General features: G+C 41.8%; 17 protein-coding genes. 11 read left to right on the top strand and 6 right to left on the bottom strand.

Annotated elements, in window-relative coordinates:
* Positions 1-80: 80 nt before the first annotated feature.
* Together N5O98_RS11705 and N5O98_RS11700 are read left to right on the top strand one after the other, a co-directional pair.
* The gene (locus N5O98_RS11705; protein WP_004311753.1) at positions 81-1,295 is read left to right on the top strand and encodes a sensor histidine kinase; all 1,215 of its coding nucleotides are present in this window, start codon (positions 81-83) and stop codon (positions 1,293-1,295) included.
* Positions 1,292-2,020: a LytR/AlgR family response regulator transcription factor gene (locus tag N5O98_RS11700; RefSeq protein ID WP_004311752.1), complete on the top strand. Its 729-nt coding sequence runs from the start codon at positions 1,292-1,294 to the stop codon at positions 2,018-2,020. Before N5O98_RS11705 ends, N5O98_RS11700 begins: the two co-directional genes overlap by 4 nt.
* Positions 2,021-2,024: 4 nt before the next feature.
* Here the strand turns inward: N5O98_RS11700 and N5O98_RS11695 are convergent, their stop codons facing one another.
* The 3 genes from N5O98_RS11695 to N5O98_RS11685 form a co-directional block, all read right to left on the bottom strand.
* Positions 2,025-3,209 (bottom strand): aminopeptidase C, encoded by a 1,185-nt coding sequence (locus N5O98_RS11695; protein ID WP_004311751.1) that lies wholly within the window; start codon positions 3,207-3,209, stop codon positions 2,025-2,027.
* A gap of 134 nt (positions 3,210-3,343) precedes the next feature.
* A complete protein-coding gene (locus N5O98_RS11690) occupies positions 3,344-4,549 on the bottom strand; it encodes a hypothetical protein (RefSeq protein WP_004307127.1) in 1,206 nt (401 codons plus the stop codon).
* Positions 4,546-5,871, bottom strand: coding sequence for a DUF4270 family protein (locus N5O98_RS11685; RefSeq protein WP_004327062.1), 1,326 nt, complete (start codon positions 5,869-5,871; stop codon positions 4,546-4,548). The genes N5O98_RS11690 and N5O98_RS11685 overlap by 4 nt, the downstream gene beginning before the upstream one ends.
* 192 nt (positions 5,872-6,063) lie before the next feature.
* Between N5O98_RS11685 and N5O98_RS11680 the strand changes: the two genes are divergently transcribed.
* Positions 6,064-7,122, top strand: coding sequence for a Kelch repeat-containing protein (locus N5O98_RS11680; RefSeq protein ID WP_004301004.1), 1,059 nt, complete (start codon positions 6,064-6,066; stop codon positions 7,120-7,122).
* Positions 7,103-7,432, top strand: coding sequence for a DUF4907 domain-containing protein (locus N5O98_RS11675; protein WP_004321609.1), 330 nt, complete (start codon positions 7,103-7,105; stop codon positions 7,430-7,432). Before N5O98_RS11680 ends, N5O98_RS11675 begins: the two co-directional genes overlap by 20 nt.
* Positions 7,433-7,537: 105 nt before the next feature.
* Here N5O98_RS11675 and N5O98_RS11670 read toward each other — a convergent pair whose 3' ends face one another.
* Entirely contained in the window at positions 7,538-8,065 is a 528-nt protein-coding gene (locus N5O98_RS11670) for a hypothetical protein (RefSeq protein ID WP_004307123.1), read from the bottom strand.
* A 184-nt stretch (positions 8,066-8,249) separates the two neighbouring features.
* Between N5O98_RS11670 and N5O98_RS11665 the strand changes: the two genes are divergently transcribed.
* Together N5O98_RS11665 and N5O98_RS11660 are read left to right on the top strand one after the other, a co-directional pair.
* Positions 8,250-10,472: a cation:proton antiporter gene (locus N5O98_RS11665; protein WP_004311747.1), complete on the top strand. Its 2,223-nt coding sequence runs from the start codon at positions 8,250-8,252 to the stop codon at positions 10,470-10,472.
* A complete protein-coding gene (locus N5O98_RS11660; protein WP_008774817.1) occupies positions 10,453-11,298 on the top strand; it encodes a patatin-like phospholipase family protein in 846 nt (281 codons plus the stop codon). Before N5O98_RS11665 ends, N5O98_RS11660 begins: the two co-directional genes overlap by 20 nt.
* On the opposite strand, the gene N5O98_RS11655 is transcribed toward N5O98_RS11660, so the two are convergent.
* Positions 11,290-12,312, bottom strand: coding sequence for a helix-turn-helix transcriptional regulator (locus N5O98_RS11655; RefSeq protein ID WP_022199806.1), 1,023 nt, complete (start codon positions 12,310-12,312; stop codon positions 11,290-11,292). The two genes, N5O98_RS11660 and N5O98_RS11655, sit on opposite strands and share 9 nt — an antisense overlap.
* A gap of 222 nt (positions 12,313-12,534) precedes the next feature.
* Here N5O98_RS11655 and N5O98_RS11650 point away from each other — a divergent pair, with 222 nt between their 5' ends.
* Positions 12,535-14,415, top strand: coding sequence for a DUF4980 domain-containing protein (locus N5O98_RS11650; protein ID WP_022199805.1), 1,881 nt, complete (start codon positions 12,535-12,537; stop codon positions 14,413-14,415).
* Positions 14,416-14,604: 189 nt separating this feature from the next.
* On the opposite strand, the gene N5O98_RS11645 is transcribed toward N5O98_RS11650, so the two are convergent.
* Complete coding sequence (locus N5O98_RS11645; protein WP_004311743.1) at positions 14,605-15,477, bottom strand: aldose 1-epimerase family protein; 873 nt, start codon at positions 15,475-15,477, stop codon at positions 14,605-14,607.
* Between the two features lie 305 nt (positions 15,478-15,782).
* Here N5O98_RS11645 and N5O98_RS11640 point away from each other — a divergent pair, with 305 nt between their 5' ends.
* Genes N5O98_RS11640 through N5O98_RS11625 form a run of 4 tightly spaced genes read left to right on the top strand, consistent with a single transcriptional unit; the run spans position 15,783 to position 23,788 of the window.
* Complete coding sequence (locus N5O98_RS11640) at positions 15,783-18,866, top strand: SusC/RagA family TonB-linked outer membrane protein (protein ID WP_004311742.1); 3,084 nt, start codon at positions 15,783-15,785, stop codon at positions 18,864-18,866.
* Between the two features lie 24 nt (positions 18,867-18,890).
* Positions 18,891-20,648, top strand: a complete 1,758-nt coding sequence (locus N5O98_RS11635; protein WP_004311741.1) for a RagB/SusD family nutrient uptake outer membrane protein — start codon at positions 18,891-18,893, stop codon at positions 20,646-20,648.
* 22 nt (positions 20,649-20,670) lie between these two features.
* Positions 20,671-21,801 carry a glycosyl hydrolase family 28-related protein gene (locus N5O98_RS11630; RefSeq protein ID WP_032849301.1) on the top strand — a complete coding sequence of 377 codons (1,131 nt, stop codon included), beginning with the start codon at positions 20,671-20,673 and terminating at the stop codon, positions 21,799-21,801.
* A gap of 37 nt (positions 21,802-21,838) precedes the next feature.
* A complete protein-coding gene (locus N5O98_RS11625) occupies positions 21,839-23,788 on the top strand; it encodes a DUF4960 domain-containing protein (RefSeq protein WP_004311739.1) in 1,950 nt (649 codons plus the stop codon).
* The last annotated feature ends 99 nt before the right edge of the window (positions 23,789-23,887 follow it).

Below are 23,887 nucleotides of genomic sequence, written 5' to 3'. Positions count from 1 at the left end.
AATCCGTTCTTTGGTCGATTCTATTTGTGATAAAACAGGTTCGGTTTTATCTTTGTTTCGATAATCAGAAGCAATGAGGCATGAAAAGACTGCGTAAACAACACGTGCTGGAGCAGAGTATTTACGGAGCTATCTGGATCGTAATATTTCTTCTTCCGCTGATAGGCGGATACTTTGCCATGAGTGGAGGACTTGAACGGGAGGAAACCCGTATGGTGATCCGCGAATCATGGTTGAGTATCCTTCCTTTTTTCGTGCTTTTCCTGTTGAATAATTATGGGCTGGTTCCCTATTTTCTTTTTAAGAAAAGGTACTGGCAATATACTGTTTCGTTGATTTTTGTAATAGGAATGATTTGTTGGCTTTCTCCGTTTCCTTCTGCCAATCATTTCCCCAAAGATTTCAAGCGAGGAGAGTTGCCTCTCCGTATGAAGGAGAACCGGAGGGACCAGATTATTAAGACGAGAGAAAAGGCGAGGGAGGAAGGGGATGTGCATTGGCATGAATCCAATCCCGAACAACGTCCTAGGGGAATGGGAGATCCAAATGGTCCCGGAAGATTTCCAAAACCGACTCCTTTTCCTTATCCTCCTTTTGTGCTCCGCTATCTTATTCATTTCATCATTGCCTTTTTGATGGTAGGGTTCAATATCGCCATCAAACTTTTCTTTAAATCTTTCCGTGATGAAGAAATGCTGAAGGAACTGGAACATCAACGTTTGCAGTCGGAACTGCAGTATTTGAAATATCAGATTAATCCTCATTTCTTCATGAATACGCTCAATAATATTCATGCGTTGGTGGATATTGATACGGGGAAAGCGAAAAGTACGATTGTGGAACTCTCTAAACTGATGCGTTATGTGCTTTATGAAGCGAGTAATAAAACGATTTTGCTTTCACGTGAGGTTCAGTTTCTTAAAAATTACATTGCCCTGATGAGTTTGCGCTATACCAACAAAGTATCTATTCAGATGGATTTTCCGGCCGAAGTGCCCGAAGTGCAGATTCCTCCTTTGCTTTTTGTCTCTTTTGTGGAAAATGCTTTTAAGCATGGAGTCAGTTATCGGAGCGAGTCTTTTATTCATGTCTTGATACAGTTGGATGAGGGCAACCGGCTTTCATTCCGTTGTTCCAACAGCAATAATGGTTCGGCTGACGAACAGCATCATGGCATCGGACTCGAGAATATCCGTAAGCGGTTGAGGCTTTTATTTGGCAATGATTATACGCTTTCCATTACCGAAGAGGAACATAAATTTGATGTCTTACTTATTATACCTTTATTAGAATGAAATGTATAGCAATAGATGATGAGCCGTTAGCATTGACGCAGTTGTCGGATTATATATCCCAGATACCTTTTTTGTCTTTGGTAAAGTCATGCCAGGATGCGTTCGAGGCAATGAAGATATTGTCCGAAGAGGAGGTTGATTTGATCTTTGTGGATATTAATATGCCCGATTTGAACGGATTGGATTTCATACGTTCTTTGGTGAACCGTCCGTTGGTGATTTTCACTACTGCTTATTCTGAATATGCGGTAGAGGGTTTCAAACTGGATGCCGTAGATTATCTGCTGAAACCGTTTGAGTTCCAGGATTTATTGAAAGCGGCGGATAAAGCCCGCAGGCAATTTGAATATCGTTTGTTGGAACAACAGGGTGAAATAGGAAATGCTTCGCAGATAAAAGGAGATTCATTATTCGTGAAGAGCGATTACAGAGTGGTTCGCATCGATGTGAAGAATATCCGCTATATTGAGGGGATGAGTGAGTATGTGCGTATCTTTGTGGAAGGAGAGGACAAGCCTGTAATAACGCTTGCCAGCCTCCAGAAAATGGAAGAACGGCTTCCCACGCATTTCATGCGGGTCCACCGTTCTTATATTGTCAATCTTCGCAAGATTACCGAAGTTTCCCGTCTTCGCATTATCTTTGATAAGAATACTTATATTCCTGTCGGTGATAATTATAAGGAGAAATTTACGGAATACATTGGGAAATTAAGCCTTTCTTAAATAATTATTTAATTCCCAGTTTTTTGGCAATTTCTTTAGGAAGTGCATCTTTATACACCAGGATATTCATTGTCTTGTAGGCAACGAATGCTTTGGAAGCATACCAGATACCATCATATTTGCCTGATTTACCCCAAGAGTTTTTCACCATGAAGTATTCTTTTCCGTTCTGGTCTTTAGCGATGCCGTAGATTACCATTCCGTGGTCGTCTGTTGTTTCCCAGTTGTCAAAAGCAACTTGACGCATTTCCTGGGTAATATCCTTTTCAGGGAAAGGTTTGGTGAATAGTTCTCTGCGTTTGTCGGCGGCAGTCAATCCTGTCCAACGGGCCATGTCTGAACCGGACAGTTCAGATTCTTTGGCTGCATCTGGCATTACGGCGATACCGTCACGTGAGAATCCTTGTTCGCTGACATCGCTACCCCATGCAAAGGTATAGCCTTTCTTTACAGCATTGTCCATAACAGCCATCAGTTCTTCGATAGGCAGGTTGTAAGACAGACCATTACGCCAGTTATCCTGAATTTCGATGGCGAATTGAGAATAGAACGGATGGTGTGTATAAGAAGTCAGTGATACATAGTCGTTATAGTTCAATCCCAGTGATTCGGCAAAAGTCTTCGGAGTATATTCTTTGCCTTTGTAGGTGAACTTCTCCGGACATGCTCCTAGGTAAGTGTCATAAATGGCACTTAGTCCGTTTTTCCATACCGGAGTCAGTTTGCTTAATTTACCTTTTGCAATCGCATTGATATAACCGGAAGCAACAGCATCCAGCTCATTATGTACCGGCAGCGTATCACCATACATAATACCCGGCATCACTTCTTGCGGAACGATACCATAATTCTTGATGCAATACATTACATCATAAAAACTTCCACCCGGAGAGAAAGAACTGTCACCGTGATAACGTACATAGTTTACTCCGCGATCCTGCATCGTTTTGTGTACAACAAACATTTCAGACAGGTCGTATTCACCTTTACCTAAACGAAGTAGTTCTGATTCAACAAATCCGAGAGTTGAGAAACTCCAGCAAGTACTCGAACGATTTTGGTTCTTGATAGAAGTTATCGGATTTTCTTTCACTGTCGTGAAAACAAAACCTTCTTCAGGTTTTGCATCTTGTGCCATAACACTTAGGCTGAACAGGCCTAAAGCAGCAATAAGGATTGTCTTTTTCATTCCTATGAAATTAATATTAAATTGTTTTGGCTACAAATATAGGAAAGTTTCACCACAGAGTAACACAGAGTTTCACAAAGTTTTCTCTTTTTTCAAATGGACAGCTATCTTAATGACTTCCGTTTAATGACATTTTATTGTATCTTGGCGCGGTAAGTTCGCTCGGAGAAAGTAATATTCAGGAACAGGGAAAGGCTGTTTTCTTTTTGCATGCCGTTAGGAATTTTCATCTGGCCTTTATATTTCAATCCGATAGAAAGGACGTTGTTATTGCGCAATCCGAAGTTAAGTCCGGTACTGACGTAATATTCGGTTGCCTTTTTCTTTTGAATGACGATATAGGAATTATTAATACCTGTTCCCAATAGGATGCTGACCGGATTACGATAGACATTGCCCAATGTATATCTTCCACCGACTGATAACCGGTGTTGATTCTCAAAACTGACATTGGATTGGGAAGATTGCATCCGGCTCCAGTCCACATATTTGTAGTCGATGGTTGCCATCCAACGTAGAGTGTTGTAGGAAGCTCCGAGCCCAAAGAATTGAGGAAGACATTGGCGATAGCGTTTCAGGCTTTTTTCAATATCATCTCCTCCCGAACTGCTACTAACGTATAAGTTATTATCCTGCTTAAAATCCTGCGAGTAACCATATACGGCACCGGCAACGAAAGAACGTTCGCGGTCTATAGCCCATTTATACTGTACACCGAAATCCGCATAAAAAGTATGTTTGTAGGAGCTGGTTTCTTCTGTGGCAGTACCTTGTGTCTCCGTTTGTGTGATGGTCCCCGTCACATAAGAAAGATTGGTGCCGACAGAAAATCTTTTTCCGAAAAGGTAAGCCGTGCTGATACCCATCTTGGAAAGTCCTCCTTCACCCTGAAAGAGAGAAGAGATAGTACCTCCATTGGTGCCTGCCACTTCTTCATCCAGCGTGATGGCATATCCCACACTGCTGACGGGAGCCATGAAAATTGCTCCATACCAGCGTGGCATAATCCGGCAGCCGATACTTAGGTTATTCAGATTTCCGGTGACGGAACGGTTACTTGCTCCTCGTTGTGAATAAATCTGGTATGCTCCCATGATACCGGCATCGATCTGGAAGCGTTGTTCGGTCAACTCTGTGAGTGAAGCCGGATTGGCATTGTTAAGGAAATTATTTCCTCGCAATGCAATGCCTGTGCCGCCCAGTCCGGCATATTGCCCGCCTTCCCCGGTAGAAAGTTCTCCCAGTCCGAACATGGAAGTAGGGGAGTTCGTTGTATTTTGTGCAATAACTATAGAGACAGGAGTATAGAATGCCAGAAGGCAAAACAAAATCTTTTTCATTGTTGATAAGTTTTGTAAAGTATGATAAGTTTGGTATTCTTTTTATTGGCGGTATGTTCTCCGTCGCCGAAAATAACGCCTTGAAGTGTGGTATAGAACAAGTTGTCCGGAAGAAATAATTGTAGTTTCTGACGATCATATCCGGTAGTTCCCAGGTTTGTTTGCAGGAAAGAGGTGATGTCAAAAGAGTAATAAGTCTCCTCATAAGACATCTCGTCGACTACTAGATTTCCGCTTTGTACGGAACTCCCGGTGAGGTCGGTGATTACACTTTGCGTCACATTTTCATTGTTGGCGGTGTAGAGAGCCAGGCTTTTGGGCAACGGGTACATGCCGTCATAAGTTCCTTTTACCGGATATAACTGTAACGTTGCGCTCTCGATAGTCACAAGCTCTCCTTTTTCGCAGAGATTATTTAAATGTGGGAAGTCGATGGTGACATACATACCTGTCATTCCCTGCAGGTAGACCTGATGCTCGCTTTTTCCGGAAGAGTATTCATTGCCGTCCCCACTTTGCAGGTTGGCTATCGGGATGTTTGAGCGGTCTTGTTCTATTTTGTTGTAAGTCAGTGTGCTGCTTGTATTGAAAACCAGTGTTTTTTCGTTCAGTGTTTCCGTAATCTGGTGATAGTAGACCGTGATGCACATACTGGAGTCGTTGACTTGAAATCCGCTGATACAAGCGTCATTTGCATCGGGTATAAAAGCAATTCCCTTGAAATAATCATGGAAGAAATCCTGAGATTGTACCCATCGGCCATCATTCAGCATCAAGTTGAACCATTCTTCTCCCCATGCATCCGGCAATCGTATTTCCAGTTCTTCGCTCGGTGAGCCCGGAGTAGGACGAAAGTCGAAAGATGCCAGTGGAGTTTCGTTGTAATAGGCAGTAGTAGTGTTGTATAGGTACCCTCTATCGTCCAGTTCTATATTCTTTGTCAGTTCATGCAGATGAATGCGTTGGGTTTTTAGTGTATCTCCCAGGTAATTGCCCGAAGAATACAGGCGTATGGTGATCGAGTCGAACTCATATTGGATGTTTTCATCAAAAGAATAGGAAGGTACTTCATACTCTGCGTAAAAAGAGGCGGTAATTTTCCCCCATAAGTTGTCGTCACGGTATCCTATCTGGCAAACCGTATCTCCCGAAGTGGCTATGGAGTCGCTTAATACTGTACTAAGTAATACCGTACAAGTGTCCATCTGTTCGTTGAGAAATGAACTTTGTACCCATTTCGCTCCTATGGACGATGAATCGTCTACACAAGCGAAAAAAGAAAGAGATATAAAGAATGAAAAAAGTAGTATGATTGACTTCATGTAGTAAAAATGAAATTGGTTTTGTAGCGGCAAAAGAAGAGGTTTTAAATAGTCCTCCAAAAAACTATCGACTAAATCTCTGTATTTGTCGACCTGAATTTTGTTGGTAGATAGAATGTCTGTATTTGTCGATAGTTTTTTTATGCGTGCCCGTTGCCGCCTACATTTGCGGTTGTAATCAACGACATATTTATGAATACGAAAATGAATAAATTACTTTGCATGATGGTGGTGCTGCTTTCATTGGCGGCATGTACGGATGATACTGAATATACGGCAGGTGTGTGGTATCGCCGTTCTGATTTTGATGGTGTGGCGCGTACGGACGCAGCTGGTTTTACGATTGGTAACGTAGGGTACCTCTGCACCGGATACCGGGGGAGTACCAAAGACCGTTTGAAAGATTGTTGGGCGTATGACATTGAGGCTAATTCGTGGACACAGTGTACATCAATGCCCGATGCAGCTCCAGCCCGGAATGCAGCTACAGGTTTTGCAGTAGGTACCAAAGGATATATTGCTACTGGTTACGATGCGACAAAAAAGGATTATCTGAATGATTGCTGGCAGTATGATCCTGCCACGAATTCCTGGAAGGAGATGGCTTCTATTCCGGATGGAACTGATGGGACTAATATCTATGGTAAACGGTATTATGCGCTTTCTTTCGGCATTGGTCAGTATGGGTATCTGGGTACAGGTTACAACGATAATTATCAAAAGGATTTCTGGAAGTTCGACCCGTCGGTGGGAGATAAAGGAGAATGGACAGCCATGAGTGGATTTGGCGGACAGAAGAGAATGGGCGGTATGGCCTTCGTCATAGATGATATAGCTTATATCTGCGGCGGTGAAAATAACGGTTCGGATGTGACGGATTTCTGGTGTTTTAATCCGGCAACGGGTACTTGGAAAGAATTGCGTGAACTTTACGATAAGAGTGATGATGATTATGACGACGATTACACTTCTATCGTCCGTTCTTATGCTTGTGCTTTCGTGATCGACGGTAAAGGATACATTGCTGCGGGGCAGACTGCTGGTGGTAGTTATCGTTCCAATTATTGGATTTACGACCCTCTGACAGACCTCTGGGATGGGGAAGATTTGACAGATTTCGAAGGAAGTACACGCTCGAAAGCCGTATGCTTTTCTACTGGAAAACGGGGAATTATAGCTACGGGAGGAGCTTCTACTTATTATTACGATGATACTTGGGAGTTGAAGCCTTATGAATATGAAGAGAAATAAAAAAATAATAGGTATTAGTTGCTTTGTCTTGCTGCTTTTAGTGGGAATCATATATGGGTATATGCATTCGATAAACATATATCGGCTGGAAGTAACCCAGATTGAAGGTAGTGGATACGGTTATAAGATTTATGAGAGAGAGCGTTTGATAATCGTTCAGCCTTTTATCCCGGTTGTATCCGGGAAAAGGCCTTTTCAATCGGTGCAAGATGCCCAATGTATCGGAAATTTAGTGCTGGAACGAATTAAAGCCGGAAATGAATTTGCCATATCAAAGGCTGACCTGGATAACTTGGGAGTAGTGTATTAATGCCACCATGTTGGCACAGTCATGCCACCTCATTGGCACGATAGTGTCAACATGGTGGCACTGTTGTGCCAATACGATGGCACAAACTAAAGCATTAAGTACAGATTATTTCTTCTCTTCTTCTTTGGGTGCAACTACATAATCTTCTTTGATAAACTCATCATACACCCGCTTGGGATGATCGAATGGTGCGGTTCCATTCTTCTGCTCATTGAAGTTTTCCCGGCGGAATTGTTTCAGTTTCAAATTATCTTCTGCATACTCCCTCAATTTCTTATGCTCATTTCCATAAAGCGAACTTTCAGTTACGTCAGAATTGAGCAGGTTTTCTTTAGGAGTGATAGTAGGTAGGAGCACTTGTTCCAACAGACCACGATAGGCACCGTTATATTCGCACCATACGATATCGTTGGCTACAAATATACGATAGGAGTACTTAGACCAGGCAGTTTTGATTTCAATAGATGTAGCATAAATTTCAATGGTAGCTTCTGAACCATACGCTTGGTCACGGATCACAACGGTCGTCCGACCGCTAAGTTCTTCCTTCACGGAAGTTTGCCACTTATCAGAGTGTAAGATCTCTTCGATAATTTCCGGCAAATTTTCTTTAATCTCAAACTGTATTCTCATGGTGCTTGCCTGCGGGCAGGACTTTTTAATTTTTTTCCTCCTTAAACAATTAAGTTAGCCTAAAGTTACATAGATTAAAGCAAAAAAACAAGATTTTGTTTGAGAATTTATTCTTTTTGCCAAACTATCTGCCTTTTTCGTTTGTTTTTATAATAAATATGCACAAATCGTAAAAATAGAGTTTATGCGGAATAGGGCCCGGAAGAATTATGTCATTTATGTATTGATGTTGCTCCTGTTTGGAGGGTTGATTTATGTCGCTATTGAAGAGGGTGACCGGTTTTCGCACTATGCGATAAATGCGCATAACGTGGCACAGGGAGACCCTTTCAGCCTATTTCTTCAGTTTATACAGGACAATATTCATCATCCGCTCTCTACCTTATTGATTCAGATTATAGCTGTATTGGTGATGGTGCGTCTTTTTGGCTATTTATTTAGCCTGATCGGGCAACCGGGAGTGATTGGTGAGATTGTTGCCGGTATCGTGTTGGGACCTTCCGTGCTCGGCTTTTTCTTTCCGGATGCTTTTCATTTTCTTTTTCCGGCTCACTCGCTTACCAATCTTGAATTATTGAGTCAGGTGGGACTGATACTTTTCATGTTTGTCATCGGTATGGAGCTGGATTTCAGTGTGCTGAAAAATAAGATCAATGAAACGCTGGTGATTAGTCATGCCGGAATTTTGGTTCCTTTCTTTCTGGGTATTTTGTCTTCTTACTGGGTGTATGAAGAATATGCCGCCGACCAGACTCCATTCCTTCCATTTGCTCTGTTTATAGGTATTTCTATGAGTATCACCGCCTTTCCGGTATTGGCGCGTATCATTCAGGAACGGAATATGACTAAGACTCCTTTAGGCACGCTGACTATTGCTTCCGCGGCCAATGACGATGTGACGGCCTGGTGTCTGTTGGCAGTAGTTATCGCTATCTCCAAAGCGGGAAGTTTTGCCAGTGCACTATATTCAGTTGGACTGGCAGTTGTGTATATTGCAGTCATGTTTTTGGTCGTTCGTCCGTTTTTGAAGAAGGTAGGAGAGGTATATGCCAATCGGGAAGTTATTAATAAAACATTTGTAGCATTTATTCTGCTCATTCTTATTATTTCCTCCTGTCTGACGGAGATTATCGGTATTCATGCCCTGTTCGGAGCTTTTATGGCAGGGGTGGTGATGCCGTCCAATTTGGGTTTCCGGAAGGTGATGATGGAAAAAGTGGAAGATATATCTTTAGTCTTCTTTTTACCTTTATTCTTTGCTTTCACCGGGTTACGTACGGAAATCGGTTTGATAAACAGTCCGGAGTTGTGGATGGTATGTCTGCTGTTGGTGACGGTTGCTGTTGCCGGCAAACTGGGTGGGTGTGCCATCGCTGCCCGTCTGGTGGGTGAATCGTGGAAGGATAGTTTGACGATAGGGACATTGATGAATACACGGGGATTGATGGAGCTTGTCGCTTTGAATATCGGTTATGAAATGGGAGTTCTTCCCCCGTCTATATTCGTAATTTTGGTCATTATGGCGTTAGTTACGACCTTTATGACTACTCCTTTGCTTCATTTGGTGGAACATATTTTCGTACGTCGCGAAGAAAAGTTATCTTTGAAGCATAAATTGATATTTTGTTTCGGACGTCCGGAATCCGGGCGTGTATTGCTTTCCATTTATAGTTTGTTATTTGGGAAGCAGTTGAGGAAAAATCATTTGATTGCGGCACACTATACGGTAGGCACGGATTTGAATCCGTTGAATGCCGAGCATTATGCCAGCGAGAGTTTTGCTTTGCTCAATCAACAGGCAGTGAAATTGAATATTCAGGTGGATAACCATTATCGGGTGACGGACAAACTTGTACAGGAAATCATTCATTTTGTCCGTAAAGAACATCCTGATATGCTGCTTTTGGGAGCCGGGAGCCATTACCGTACGGATATGCCGGGGACTCCGGGGGCTATTTTGTGGTTAACGCTTTTCCGGGATAAGATTGATGATATTATGGAGCAGGTGAAGTGTCCGGTAGCTGTATTTGTCAATCGTCAGTATCGGGAAGGCGCAATGGTTAGTTTCGTACTTGGTGGAATGATTGATGCATTTCTTTTTTCGTATCTGGAGAAGATGTTGCAGAACGGGCATTCGATACGTCTTTTCCTCTTTGATACGGACGATGAGGAGTTTCGCGGATGTATTGATGATTTGCAGGCACGTTATCCGGGACAAATGATTATAGTATGGTTTGAAGGAGTTGAAGATTTAGTGACTAAAGAGAAAGACGGACTATTGATAATGAGTCATCTTTCTTATACGAAATTATCCGAGGATGAGGCTGTGATACGAGAATTGTCATCTCTGCTGGTGATCCGCCGGAATAAGAATGCGGGAGATAAAAATGAAGGACTTGAAAATTGACGAATCTACGGGATTAGTGTTGGAAGGCGGGGGAATGCGTGGAGTATTTACCTGCGGTGTACTTGATTACTTTATGGATCATGATATCCGGTTTCCCTATACGATAGGAGTGTCTGCCGGTGCGTGCAACGGATTGTCGTATGCATCGCGGCAACGGGGACGTGCCAAATACAGCAATATTGACCTGTTGGAGAAGTACAACTATATCGGTCTGAAACATTTGCTCAAAAAGCGTAATATTTTGGATTTCGATCTATTGTTCAAAGAATTTCCCGAACACATTCTTCCTTATGATTATGAAACATATTTTGCTTCACCGGAACGTTTCGTGATGGTGACTACTAATTGCATTACGGGAGAAGCCAATTATTTCGAAGAGAAAAAAGACAGTAGCAGGGTGATCGATATTGTTCGTGCATCCAGCAGTCTCCCTTTTGTGTGTCCTATCACTTATGTAGACGAGGTTCCTATGCTCGATGGAGGAATTGTAGATTCCATCCCTCTGCAAAGAGCTATTGCGGATGGCTGTAAGAGAAATGTCGTGGTACTTACCCGTAACCGGGGATATCGGAAAGATTCGAAAGACATTCGTATCCCTTCGTTTGTATACCGGAAATATCCGAAGTTGCGTGAAGCGTTAAGTTGCCGGTGCGCTGTTTATAATGAACAGCTGGAAATGGTGGAACGTATGGAAGATGAAGGGAAGATTGTCGTTATCCGTCCTTTGAAACCTGTAGCTGTAGACCGTATAGAAAAAGATGTGCAAAAGCTGACAGAGTTTTATCAGGAAGGGTACGAATGTGCGAAAGCTTTATTTTCACTTTGACTTAGTATATTGCTTGGCAGCCTTTTCCAATTTCCGACTCATTAATTCTACCAATGTTTTAGGATAAAGAATTTCTATTCCGTCGACATATCCGAAGAATACCCGTTCTAACTCGTGGTTGATTACGACTTCAATTTCCAGTATGACGCTTCCGTCAGGTAGCCTTTCCACCAGTTGTTGACTGCGATGTATAGGCTTGGTTATGATGTAAGGTGCTTCGGCTGCCGCTACTTTGAAGCCAACTTTCTCCGCTACGCTTCCGGAGTTTTTGGTGACACCTACCAGGTCGTCGAAGAACGTATTCGGATCGAAGAATGTATTTTTGATATAGTGTTCTTGTGGCAGAACTTCCAATGATTGTATTCTGTCCAAAGCTAAATTCTGCAATATTCGTCCGTTTCCTCTGACCCCATAAACGAACCATCGGTTGCGATATTCTTTTAATAGATAAGGATAGAAAATAAAGCTGTTTGCCGAACGTGCTTTGAACGAACGATATTTGAGTTGTATCGGGTGCTCGTTGACAATCGCATGATAGATGGTGTCCAGATAATCCAGTCCTTTCAACGATTCATTCTTTTCAAAGTCAATGACAGGAGTGGTTTTCATCCGGGCAGAAGCAACATGGTCTTCCAGGCGATTGATAATCTCGCTCATTTCCGTGAAATAGGAGAAACCTTTAAATTGTCGCAGCACTTCCACTGCTTCCGACATCATTTTCAGGTCTTGTTCGTTCAGTGGGGTTTGTGTGATACTGTATTCCGGATCTTCATATTTATAGTATTTATTCTCGTACACCACAATCGGAGCATTATAGCCTAACTTCTCGCTACGCATCATCTGTATGTCCATTTGTGCCGTCCGTTTGCTTATCCCTTTATCAATGCCTTCATATTCATAAAGAGCATCTGAACAGGCGTCTACCAAGTCTTCCAATGTCCAGCGTCGATACGGATTACGCAGACAGTTGTCAATCGTTTTATAACGGATTAGAGCATTTCTATTTGCTGGCATAAGTAGAAGAATAAAGATTTGCTTCAAAAGTAGAAAAATAAATTCAGGAAAACAAAAAGGCAATCCGTCTTTATTCATGCAATGAACGAAAGAATATGAAGTGATGTATCAAAATTGATACCCTTTGAAACAAAGTTTATAGACGAAGGTGAATATACCCCCTATCTTTGCCTTCATCTATTTTGATTAAAAGCTTGTGTAAATCAGGAATACTTTGTTGCCATGAAAACAACCCCTTGGATAAAACTATGTAAAGGTGCGGCACTTGCATTAGCAGTTTCTTACGGACTGACTTATTGCCATACAACTAAAAGCAAGTTGACTTTGGAACAGAAAGGTGATAGCCTGACTGTCATTCACATCACCTATCCGGCTAATTATATATTGCTTCCTATAGAAGAGGAAGCAATGGAAAGTCAGGTTCTTCTGGATACAGGAGAGGCTACAGATACCGATATGGATATTCGTCTGGCACAGACAAAAGTGGACTATTTTGTTCCGCTTGCCTTACCTGCCGGAGCAAAGACTGCTACCGTACGTGTGCGTAATAAATCAAAGGATGCACTTTGCTGGAAAGAAATCAAACTATCTGATACATTTGATACAGCCAATACAGATAAGTTTCGTCCAGTTTATCACCATACTCCTCTGTATGGTTGGATGAATGATGCCAACGGGTTGGTCTATAAAGATGGAGAATATCATTTGTACTTTCAATACAACCCTTACGGTTCCAAATGGGGAAATATGCATTGGGGACATTCCGTCAGCAGAGATCTTGTGCATTGGGAACACTTGCCTCCGGCTATTGCCCGTGATACATTGGGACATATCTTTTCCGGCAGTTCTGTTGTTGATAAGGAGAATGTGGCTGGCTATGGAGCGGGGAGTATTCTGGCTTTTTATACTTCTGCTAGTGACAAAAACGGGCAGATCCAATGTCTTGCTTTTAGCAAAGATAACGGACGGACATTTACTAAATACGAGAAGAATCCCATCCTTTGTCCTTCTGACGGTTTGAAAGATTTCCGCGATCCGAAAGTTTTCCGGTATGAACCGGAAGATAAGTGGGTTATGATTGTTTCTGCCGATAAGGAAATGCGTTTTTATGACTCTAAGAATCTGAAAGACTGGAATTATATGAGCAGTTTCGGAGAAGGGTACGGAGTGCAACCTTGTCAGTTTGAATGTCCGGATATGGTGGAACTTCCGATAGATGGAGACATAAATCGTAAGAAATGGGCGTTGATAGTAAACGTGAATCCGGGATGCTATTTCGGAGGGAGTGCAACCCAGTACTTTACAGGAAACTTTGACGGAACGAAATTTATTTGTGACAATCAGCCAAATGTCACGAAATGGCTGGATTGGGGAAAGGATCATTATGCTACGGTCTGTTTTTCGAACACAAGTGATCGGACGGTTGTCATACCTTGGATGAGTAACTGGCAATATTGCAATATTGTTCCGACAAAGCAATTCCGTAGTGCCAATGCTTTACCGCGTGAGTTGGGACTTTATACACAAGACGGTGAGCTTTATCTTTCGGCGGCTCCGGTGGCAGAGACGAAAACTTTGCGGAAAGAAAACAAGGAGATTCCTTCTTTCACCGTATCCAATGATTATCATATTGATTCTTTACTGACTGATAATAACGGAGCTTATGAATTAGCATTGGAGATTACTACCGGCAAAGCGGAGATTATGGGCTTCAGTCTTTTTAATGATAAAGGTGAAAAGGTAGATATCTATTTCAATCTTCCTGAAAAAAGACTGGTAATGGACCGGACGAAAAGTGGTATCGTAGATTTCGGAAAGAATAGCGTCCCTCATGAAATAGAAGCTCATGACCGTAGAAAGACGACTTCGATCAATTATATCGATGATTTCGCATTAGCTACCTGGGCGCCGATAAAAAAAGAAAATAAATACGCTTTGGATATCTTTATTGATAAGTGTTCTGTAGAAATATTCCTGAATGGAGGAAAAATAGCAATGACGAATCTGGTTTTTCCATCGGAACCATACAACCGTATGTGTTTTTATAGTAAAGGAGGAACGTTCAATGTTGATTCATTCAATGCGTATCGATTAGGTTTATAATATAAGGTAGAGGTTTACACAATAGATATTTTCATAGATTCAGTAAGAGCAATGGGTATTAGTTGCTTAAAGGTTCATAGGTTAGATTTATAAGTTAGGTTTTGTAGATTAGAATTAGGTGTTGGTAGCTGTCAGATGTGAAATCCGGCAGCTACTTTTTATTTGCCGGGTCTTGTTGGCTATTGTCGATTATTCTTCGATTTCAATTGTATATCCCCCTTGGAATATCTCATCCGGTTGCAGGTGCTGTATCCAGTCTTTATCTTTATATTCCCCTGTATAATGTGCGCGGTCGCAACGTCCATACCAAGGCTCGATGCAAACAAAAGGAGCATTCTTTGCAGGTGGCGACCAAAGGCCGACTACCGGAGCATTGAAGTGTAAACTTAAATAAGCCCGTTTCTCCTTATTAAATAAGGTGACTTTGCGAACCTGGCCGTTTTCCAAGATCAAAGCATCTTTATCAAAAGTATGAGTATCCAATGGTAACAATCCGTCTGCCAACTCTAAGGAATACTCAACAGAAGGATCAGCGCATCCCTTTTCAGAAATAAGAATATACTTCAAGCCATCTTTCCTGTCGAATCCGAAGAACCCTCTTTCTAAACTGTTCTCATCAAACTCCGGCCAGTAGAAAGCAGGATGTGCCCCAATCTGAAAATACATTTCTTTGTCGCCGGTATTCTTTACTTTCCATATCACCTCAATTTGCTTTCCTTGAATGCGATAACCTATTTCCAGACAGAATGGAAACGGATATTTTTGCAAAGTCTCTTCATTGCTGATAAGGCGGTAATGTACTTCATTTTCTTTTTCGGAAACAAGCGTAAATTCCATGTCGCGTGCAAATCCATGTTGGGTAAGTGTATAAGGAATCCCTTCATTGCGATATTCATTTTCCCATATGCTTCCGACAATAGGGAATAGGACAGGAGAGTGACGTTTCCAAAAAGCAGGATCCGCTTGCCACAGATATTCTTTTCCATTGGCGAAGATGCTGCAAAGTTCCGCTCCATGCGGAGATACTTGAATGGTAAGTTGTTCGTTGGAGATTGTTTTCATATCGTTCAATTTTCAGTTGGTTACAATCGGTAACTGACTTTTTTTATTAATCGTTTTAATTATAACTACTTTTTAAAAGCTTATATCACTACGCAAAGGTAATATTTTCCCACTGACAAGAGAATATCTTCTCCATAATTCTTGTGATGAGAAAAATAATGTATAAAACCCTATAAAATAGCGTTCTATGCAACAAATGTTACAGCCTTTGAAACATTTTTTTCAGTCGATTGACGTAAATCAACCGTAATTTGCATTATCGATAAAGATAAAATTCGTACTTTTAATTTAATAACATCAAACTAATGCTTAGTATTATGAAGAACAAAAAACTTCTTTGCAGCGTTTGTTTCCTGTTTACTTTCATGTCAGTCCTTTGGGGACAAAACATAACGGTGAAGGGAAACGTTACTTCAAAGACTGATGGGCAACCGATTATTGGTGCTTCCGTAGTGCAAAATGATTCTAAATCAACTGGAACTATTACCGATTTAGACGGAAACTTTACTCTTAGTGTACCGGCAAATGCATCATTGGCTATTTCTTATATAGGATATAAGGAAGTGATTATTGCCGCTAAACCTTCCTTGAAGATAGTGATGGAAGAAGATGCTAAGATGATTGATGAGGTGGTTGTGACAGGTTATATGGCTGAAAAGAAAGCCAGTCTGACAGGTTCGGTAGCCGTAGTGAAGATGAAAGAGGTAGCGGATATACCTACCGGTAATGTGATGTCAGGTTTGCAGGGGCGTGTAGCCGGTATGAACGTGACAACTGATGGTAAACCCGGCGGTGGAAACACGGATACTAAATTACGTGGTATTACTACCATTAACAATTCTTCCCCTCTTTATGTGATAGATGGTGTTCAGACACATGACAATGTAGCTTCTATCATCTCTTCCAATGATGTCGAATCCATTCAGGTGTTGAAAGATGCAGCATCTGCTGCGATTTATGGTGCTCAGGCTGCCAACGGGGTCATTATCATTACCACAAAACGTGCTAAGGAAGGTGATGTAAAGGTAAGTTTTGATATGTCGCTCACTGCCCAGACTTTTGCCGGTGGTATTGATATGCTTGACGCTTACCAATGGGGTGATGTTTATTGGCAAGCCTATAAAAATACTTTTGGAACCTATCCAAACAGTGTTGTCTATGGAAATGGAGAGAAAGCCCAACTGCAAGAATATTATTTCGACCAGAATGGAGTGAAGATAAAGTCGGGCAATACTGATTGGGCAAAGGAGATATTTGGTACAGCTTTGATGCAGAATTATAATCTTTCCCTCTCTAAAGGATTTAAGGATGGTAATGTGGCTCTTACCTTAAACTATATGAATCAAGATGGCCTTTGCCGTAATACAGACTACGAACGCTTTAATTCGCGTTTAGCTTCTAATTTCCGCTTTGTGGATGGTAAAGTACGTGTGGGAGAAAGCATCTCGGTGAACCATTGGTTGGAACATCTTAATCCTGCCGGTATAGAAGAATTGGTTATTGCGCAGCATCCGGCCATTCCTGTGTACGATGAAAACGGAGGGTATGCCGGTGGTTATGTGGATATATTGGGAGATAAACCGAATCCCATTCGCTTGACGGACAACGAAGCCAATAATCGTCACAAAAGCTGGCGTATCTTTGGTAATGTTTATTTGGAAGTAGAGCCTATTAAAAATCTGGTATTGAAGAGCCAATTTGGCTTGAATTATACTACCGGTTTCAACTCAACCTTTGTCCCAAAATGGAGCGAAGCCGATCGGAAGGTAGATGTAAATGAACTGACCGTACGACAGGATAATAGTGTACAATGGGTATGGTCGAACACGGCTAATTATAGCATAGATTTCGGGAAGAATAATATCAGTGCTGTGATAGGAACCGAAGCTAAGAAAGAAAATGGTGAGCATTTGCAGGGGTATGGTCGCGGATTGGTGATAGAAGACCTTGACTATCGCTATCTGGACACCGTGACCGAAGGAAAAAGCGTGGGTAACAATGCTTCTACTTATGCTATGGTTTCTTACTTTGGTAAGGTAAACTATGCGTTCGATGATAAGTACCTCATATCAGGAACGGTGCGTCGTGATGCTTCTTCACGTTTTGGTAAAGGGAACAATTCAGCCATCTTTCCTTCTGTATCAGCTGGTTGGAGAATGTCACGCGAAAAATTTATGGAACGTACGCAAAACTGGCTTTCAGACCTTAAATTACGTGCATCATGGGGAATTAATGGTAATGACCAGATTGACAACAATGCTACTTACAACCTTTATTACACTAACATGTCCAATGGTTCATACAACTTCAATGGTGATGGTGCAACAGTCGTACCCGGTGTACAGAAAGATCGTTCGGGTAACAACGACTTGAAGTGGGAAGAGACCAAGCAGTTGAACTTTGGTATTGATGCCGCTTTCTTTGATAACCGTTTGGGCTTGACTCTGGACTATTTTCAAAAGAAGACCACTGGTATGCTAATTCAAAAACCTTATATAGGTGTGATTGGCGAAGGTGGATATAAATGGTATAATGCTGCCAGTATGGATAACAGCGGGGTGGAAGCAACCTTTACTTGGCGGGATGAAATAAAGGATTTCAAGTATGACATTTCGTTCAACATCTCTTATTATAAGAATGAAATTACCGAACTTCCGGATGTTATCAAATATACCTGGGGAGGTGGTAACGGTGTGGACAAAACCATTGTGGGACAACCTTATGGCTCATGGATGTCATATAAAGCCGATGGTGTATTCAAAACAAAGCAAGAGGTATATGAATATCTAAGCAAATATGATGTACAGATTGGAGCTCCCGGTGTGGGACGTATTCGCTACAAAGACCTTAACGGTGACAACGTCATCAATACTGCCGATATGGATTGGCAAGGTAGCGATCAACCTAAATTTATCGGTGGTTTAAATATCGGTGCATCTTACAAAGGGTTTGATCTTTCCGCATTCTTCAATGGTATGATTCGCGATGCATGGAATAACTCTAAGTTTTATACCGACCTATTCCAAGGCTGGACAGGTAATCACTCTGTACGTCTGATGGATGCAATGCATGCTTGGAATGATTATGAGCAAACCGGAGTTTATAATTGTGACATCCCTGCACTGACTGTGGTGGACAATAATGTAGAAACACGCAGTTCTACTTTCTTTATCGAAGATGGTTCTTACGTGAAGCTGAAGACTTTAACGCTGGGCTACACTTTCCCGGATAAGTGGATTAAAAAAGCACGTCTTTCCAATTTGCGTGTGTATCTGCAAGCACAGAACGTTTTCACCCTGACTAATTATACGGGTGCCGACCCTGAAGGACTGGGCTATCCATATCCTCAGCCTCGCACTTATACATTCGGTCTATCACTTGGTTTTTAATTTTTATCCTAAATACAGAACATTATGAAATTGAAATATATCTTTGCAGCAGGTGTTATGGCACTATTGGCAAGTTGCAATGAGAGCCGTTTTCTTGATATTAAACCACAGGGTACACTCAATGACGATTTGTTGGCATCGGCTGACGGTGTGGAACTCCTGGTAACTTCGGCTTACGCCGGATTGAAAGGTCCCAATCGTGAGATGCATTGGGTACCAATGACGAATTGGACGTATGGCGAAGTACGTTCGGACAATGCTTATAAAGGCGGTGGCGGTGTAAATGACGGTGACTTTTGCACGCTGCTTGAAACCTTTAAAATAGATGCTACATGGAGTAATGCCGACGAAAAATGGTTTCAACTCTATTGCTGTTTACAACGCTGTAACAGCGCATTGAGGGTAATGAACACGCTTGACGAGAACTCTTTGTCAATACTTAAAAGTCGTAAGGCTGAAATGAAGGTGATTCGTGCACACTTCTTCTTCGAACTGGTTCGCCTTTTCAAGCAAGTGCCTTATTTTGATGAAAATGTGGAAAATGATGACTATAAGTACATCCCCAACAACCAGTATACCCGTGAAGAACTTTTGGGTAAAATAGCACAGGAATTTCTCGATGCTGCCGACGATTTGCCTGATACTCAATCTCAAGTAGGTCGTATCACAAAGAACATAGCCTATGCCTATGCCGCTAAAGCCATACTCTATCAGGCCTATCAACAAGATGACAATAACCAAGTGGTTGCTATTGATAAGCAGTTGCTGGCTGAAGTGGTGACTCTTTGCGACAAAGTGGGTGCACAAGGAAAGACGTATGATCTTTTGAATGATTTTCAGAAACTCGATCAATTGGAATATGAGAATGGAGTAGAGTCTGTGTTTGCCGTACAATATTCGATGGATGATGAAACCGATGGTGCCGGGAATATAAACTGGAGTAATTTGCTCAACGCCCCTAAAGGTCCTTATGGTGGTGACGGATTTTTCTTGCCCAGCCAAAACTTAATCAATGCCTATAAGACAGATACCTATGGATTGCCTTTGTTTGATACCTTCAACACCGATGACTATGGAATATACGAAGGAAGTGAACTCACTAATGTTGACGCAACTGTAGATCCTCGTTTGGATTTCGTAACCGGTCGTCCGGGTATTACTTGGAAAACATATACTGCCGAGCCTTGTAAAGCAAATTGGGTGCGTAACAGTGGCGAATATGGTTTCAACTGTACCAAACGCTTCTATATTTCTCCGGAGAGTGACGAGATGTTCCAAGGTTGGCCTTGGGGGGCTTCCCATCTCAATTGGCAGATTATCCGTTATGCCGACGTGTTGTTGTGGAAGGCTGAAGCGCTGATAGAAATAGGTGAAGCTGCCGGACTGGAAGAAGCCCGCAAAATCATTAACCGTATTCGTCTGCGTGCCAAGAATAGCCCTTATGTAAAAGACTTTGAGGATTCAGAACAGAATGCGGCTAATTATCTGATCGGTGAATACCCTTCTGAAGGCTGGAATCAAGAATTAGCCCGCAAAGCACTACGTTGGGAACGTCGCATGGAGTTTGCTATGGAAGGAGATCGTTTCTTCGATCTGGTACGTTGGGGTGTTGCTGCGGAAACTATGAACAGTTACATTGGTGTGGAGCAAAACAAACGCGTTTATTATCGTGGTGCTCGCTTCGTCCGTGGCAGAGATGAATATTTGCCTATCCCCAATGCGCAATATAATTTCTCTGAAGGTAATTATGTGCAGAACCCTGGATATGGTAAGTTTAACTAATATGAATTCCTTAAATATAGATATGATGAAACTAAAGAGATATTTAATTAGCACTTTCTGTCTGTGCTTGTTCACAGCTTGCGACGGTGATGATAACCTGTTATGTTATGGCACTCATACTGAAATCGAAGGTGATGTTACCACATTCGGAGCTATTGGTGATGGAAAGACAGATTGTTCGAAAGCCATTAATAGTGCAATTGCCTCCTTACCTTCCGAAGGGGGAGTGGTGGTTATTCCCGAAGGTGATTTTGTACTTGATGCTCCCATTGTGATTAATAAGCACAATGTGACGATTAAAGGATTAAATCCCGGTATGCGCAGCAATATTGACGTGAATGGAATCAACGATCTGCTGGGACCTGGTGGTGGAAGCAAACTAGTGGCCCGCAATGCCGAAGCAGCTATAAAAGTAGAAACAGACGTGAAGGGGTTAAAGATTATGAATCTGATGGTGTCGGGGGGGACGGAAGCCAAGAACATCGGCATACATTTTACAGGCACGAGCGATAATGGAATACTTTCTAATATTATTGGCATAAATCTGCATACCGGCATCAAGATAGAACAGGCAAAGAATATGCAGATAGTCAACTGTTGGGTATGTGAACTTCCTAATAGTATCGAACTGATTGGTGGTGAGAATATGATTATAAAGAATTGCCAATTAGGTGCACAGCCCACTGGCATAACCTGTAAAGCGCAGGGAGTGAACAAACTGTCATTCCTTAATAATCAGGTCTACCCTGATGGACGTGAAAATTTAGTGCTTGATGATTGCAATAATAGTGTTATTGAAGGTAATAATTTCAAAAGCTACTATAATGGTATTCTTGTGTTGAGTGGCGATAACAATCGGGTAAATAAGAACATCTTTTGGCTTACAGGAGCAGTTCAGAATCAAATGCTCGACCATGGCGATGATTTTGGTATAATCAATGTAAAAGGTAACAACAATACGTTTGTGTCCAACAGTTTATCATGTGAATGGGCTTATGCTGATGCTGTAGCTGTAAATGCCACTCAAGGAACAGGCAACGTGTTCAAGAACTGCTTTATAGATAATTTGGAGAGCTATCGGGTATTCTTGGTGAACGCAGAAACTGAAGTCTCTAATTGTGTATCATCTGATAAGGTGAGCATAATAGAATAATTTCCTCATCCTATACCATTATTAATATAGTAACACCATGAAAATAAATAAATTCTTGATAAGCGGATTGTTCCTGATGTTGGGCACATCTTGCAGTAATGACGATACTTATGCGCTTTGCGATGAATGTAAAGGTCAGAAGATAATAGATATAACGCAATTCGGGCTTCCGACTGACGGATCTACCGATTGTGCAGATCTTATAAATGCTATTATAGCCGATCTCCCACCCGAGGGAGGAACGATACTTATTCCCGAAGGGACTTTTCGCCTGGATAGCCCCATTCAGCTTACACGCAATTTCGTAACACTGAAAGGTGTGAATGATGAAACGGTTGTTCCTGTTGCTGACGCTAAAGGCAGTCGTTTGATACTTGGAAATGCTGAATATGCATTACATGTCGCTCCTGTTGCCGATATAGGCGGACATAAAAATCGTATTAGCGGGGTGGAGGTAAGCGGACTTACCCTTGTGGGGAAAGCCGACCACCAAGGAACCGGAATCTATGTAGAGCATGACAATGACCGCCTGCATTTCTTCAATATTAAGATGGAAAATATGTATCAGGGCGTTAAACTCCAAGGATGTGATGCCATTACATTAGCCCGGATAGATGCAACCGATGTTGTGAATGGCATTGAAATGAATGGTGGCATACAAAATATGGTGACCAATTCTGCTTTCGGTTCATCGCAAGGCGGTGTGGCTGCACGTATTTCGGGAGAAAGTAATCTGATTTTCTCTCACAACAAACTAACGGCGAATGACGATTGGTGTGCCAACTTTACTGGCTGTAGCCGAGTGAATATTTCGGATAATGAATTTACCGGAAACAAAATGACTTTCTTTGAATTAAGCGGGCAAAACAACTTGTTAAGTGATAACTTGTTCACGGTAAATCAGAGCGATAATCAACTCAATGGCAAAGAAGCCGACTATGGGGTAATTCATGTGAAAGGTGAATACAATCATTTCACGTCAAACACCATAAATGTATCTTGGAGTGAAGGTATAGAAAATCCCACTACAGTGAATGCTGCGGAAGGAGAAAATAATCGTTTTGCAGATTGTACGATAGAAGATAAAAACAGTAATCAAGTATTTTATATCAGCGAATTATCCGAAGTGATAGATTGCGGAGTAACGGAAGAAAATATTAAGGTGAAACCGTCCGGGCTTGATTTGACAAATGCAGCTTATGTGATAACGTATAATAGTCCCGAAGAGATAGAAGATGATGATGAAAAAGCCTCTTATGCATGGTTCAAGAAACAGTTTGTGAATGGTAAAGTTGTCACTCCTGCCATGTTGACTAGTGAAGATCTTTCTGTTTACGATGTTATTTGGGTGCATATAGACCGTGTAGGCATTGGAGCCGGATGGGATAAGTTACCTTTGTCTACTGATGCGATCGCTGCCTTGACTACGTATTATAAGAATGGAGGGAATCTGTTCTTGAGTAATCATGCGACTCAGTTGGTTGTGCCATTGGGGCGTACCGAACGGGCTCCAGGGATATTTGCAGATGGTGAAGGAGGAGATGGCGCGGACGTTTGGACGATTAATGCCAACATCGGAATGGAGTATGATCATCGGAGTCATCCAGTGTTTGCCGGTATGGTTACTTCCGACCAATTCTCTCATGAAACGTTCCCGCTGATCGGTCCCGGACGACGTGAAGACCATAATTGTATGTGGGACTTGAATTCTTATGGTTTCCCCGGTCTTTATCCCAATGCAGGGAATATAGTAAAGGCATTTGAAGAAGAAAACAATGCTACCGTTTTAGCAACGTGGGGACACGTGACGGATTATTGTTGTGCCGGAATGGTGGAATTTGCTTCGACAGCGGAATATCAAGGTACATGTATAGCCCTTGGGCTCGCTGCTTATGAATGGAATCAGAATAGTAATCTTAACGTTTATCAAGATAATATTGTGCTCATGACGAAAAATATATTGCATTATCTAAGCGCTAAGAAATAGATAGGTAACATTTTTTCTATCTTCTGAAACAAAAGTGATAGGTGTAACTATCCGTTACGCCTATCTTTGCATGGTAACAAATAGAAGACAATGAATATT

This window comes from Bacteroides sp. LFL-34 (assembly GCF_027257075.1).
Classification (GTDB): domain Bacteria; phylum Bacteroidota; class Bacteroidia; order Bacteroidales; family Bacteroidaceae; genus Bacteroides; species Bacteroides ovatus.
The sequence above is the reverse complement of the archived record's forward strand: the minus strand, read 5'-3'. Positions and strand labels throughout refer to the sequence as shown.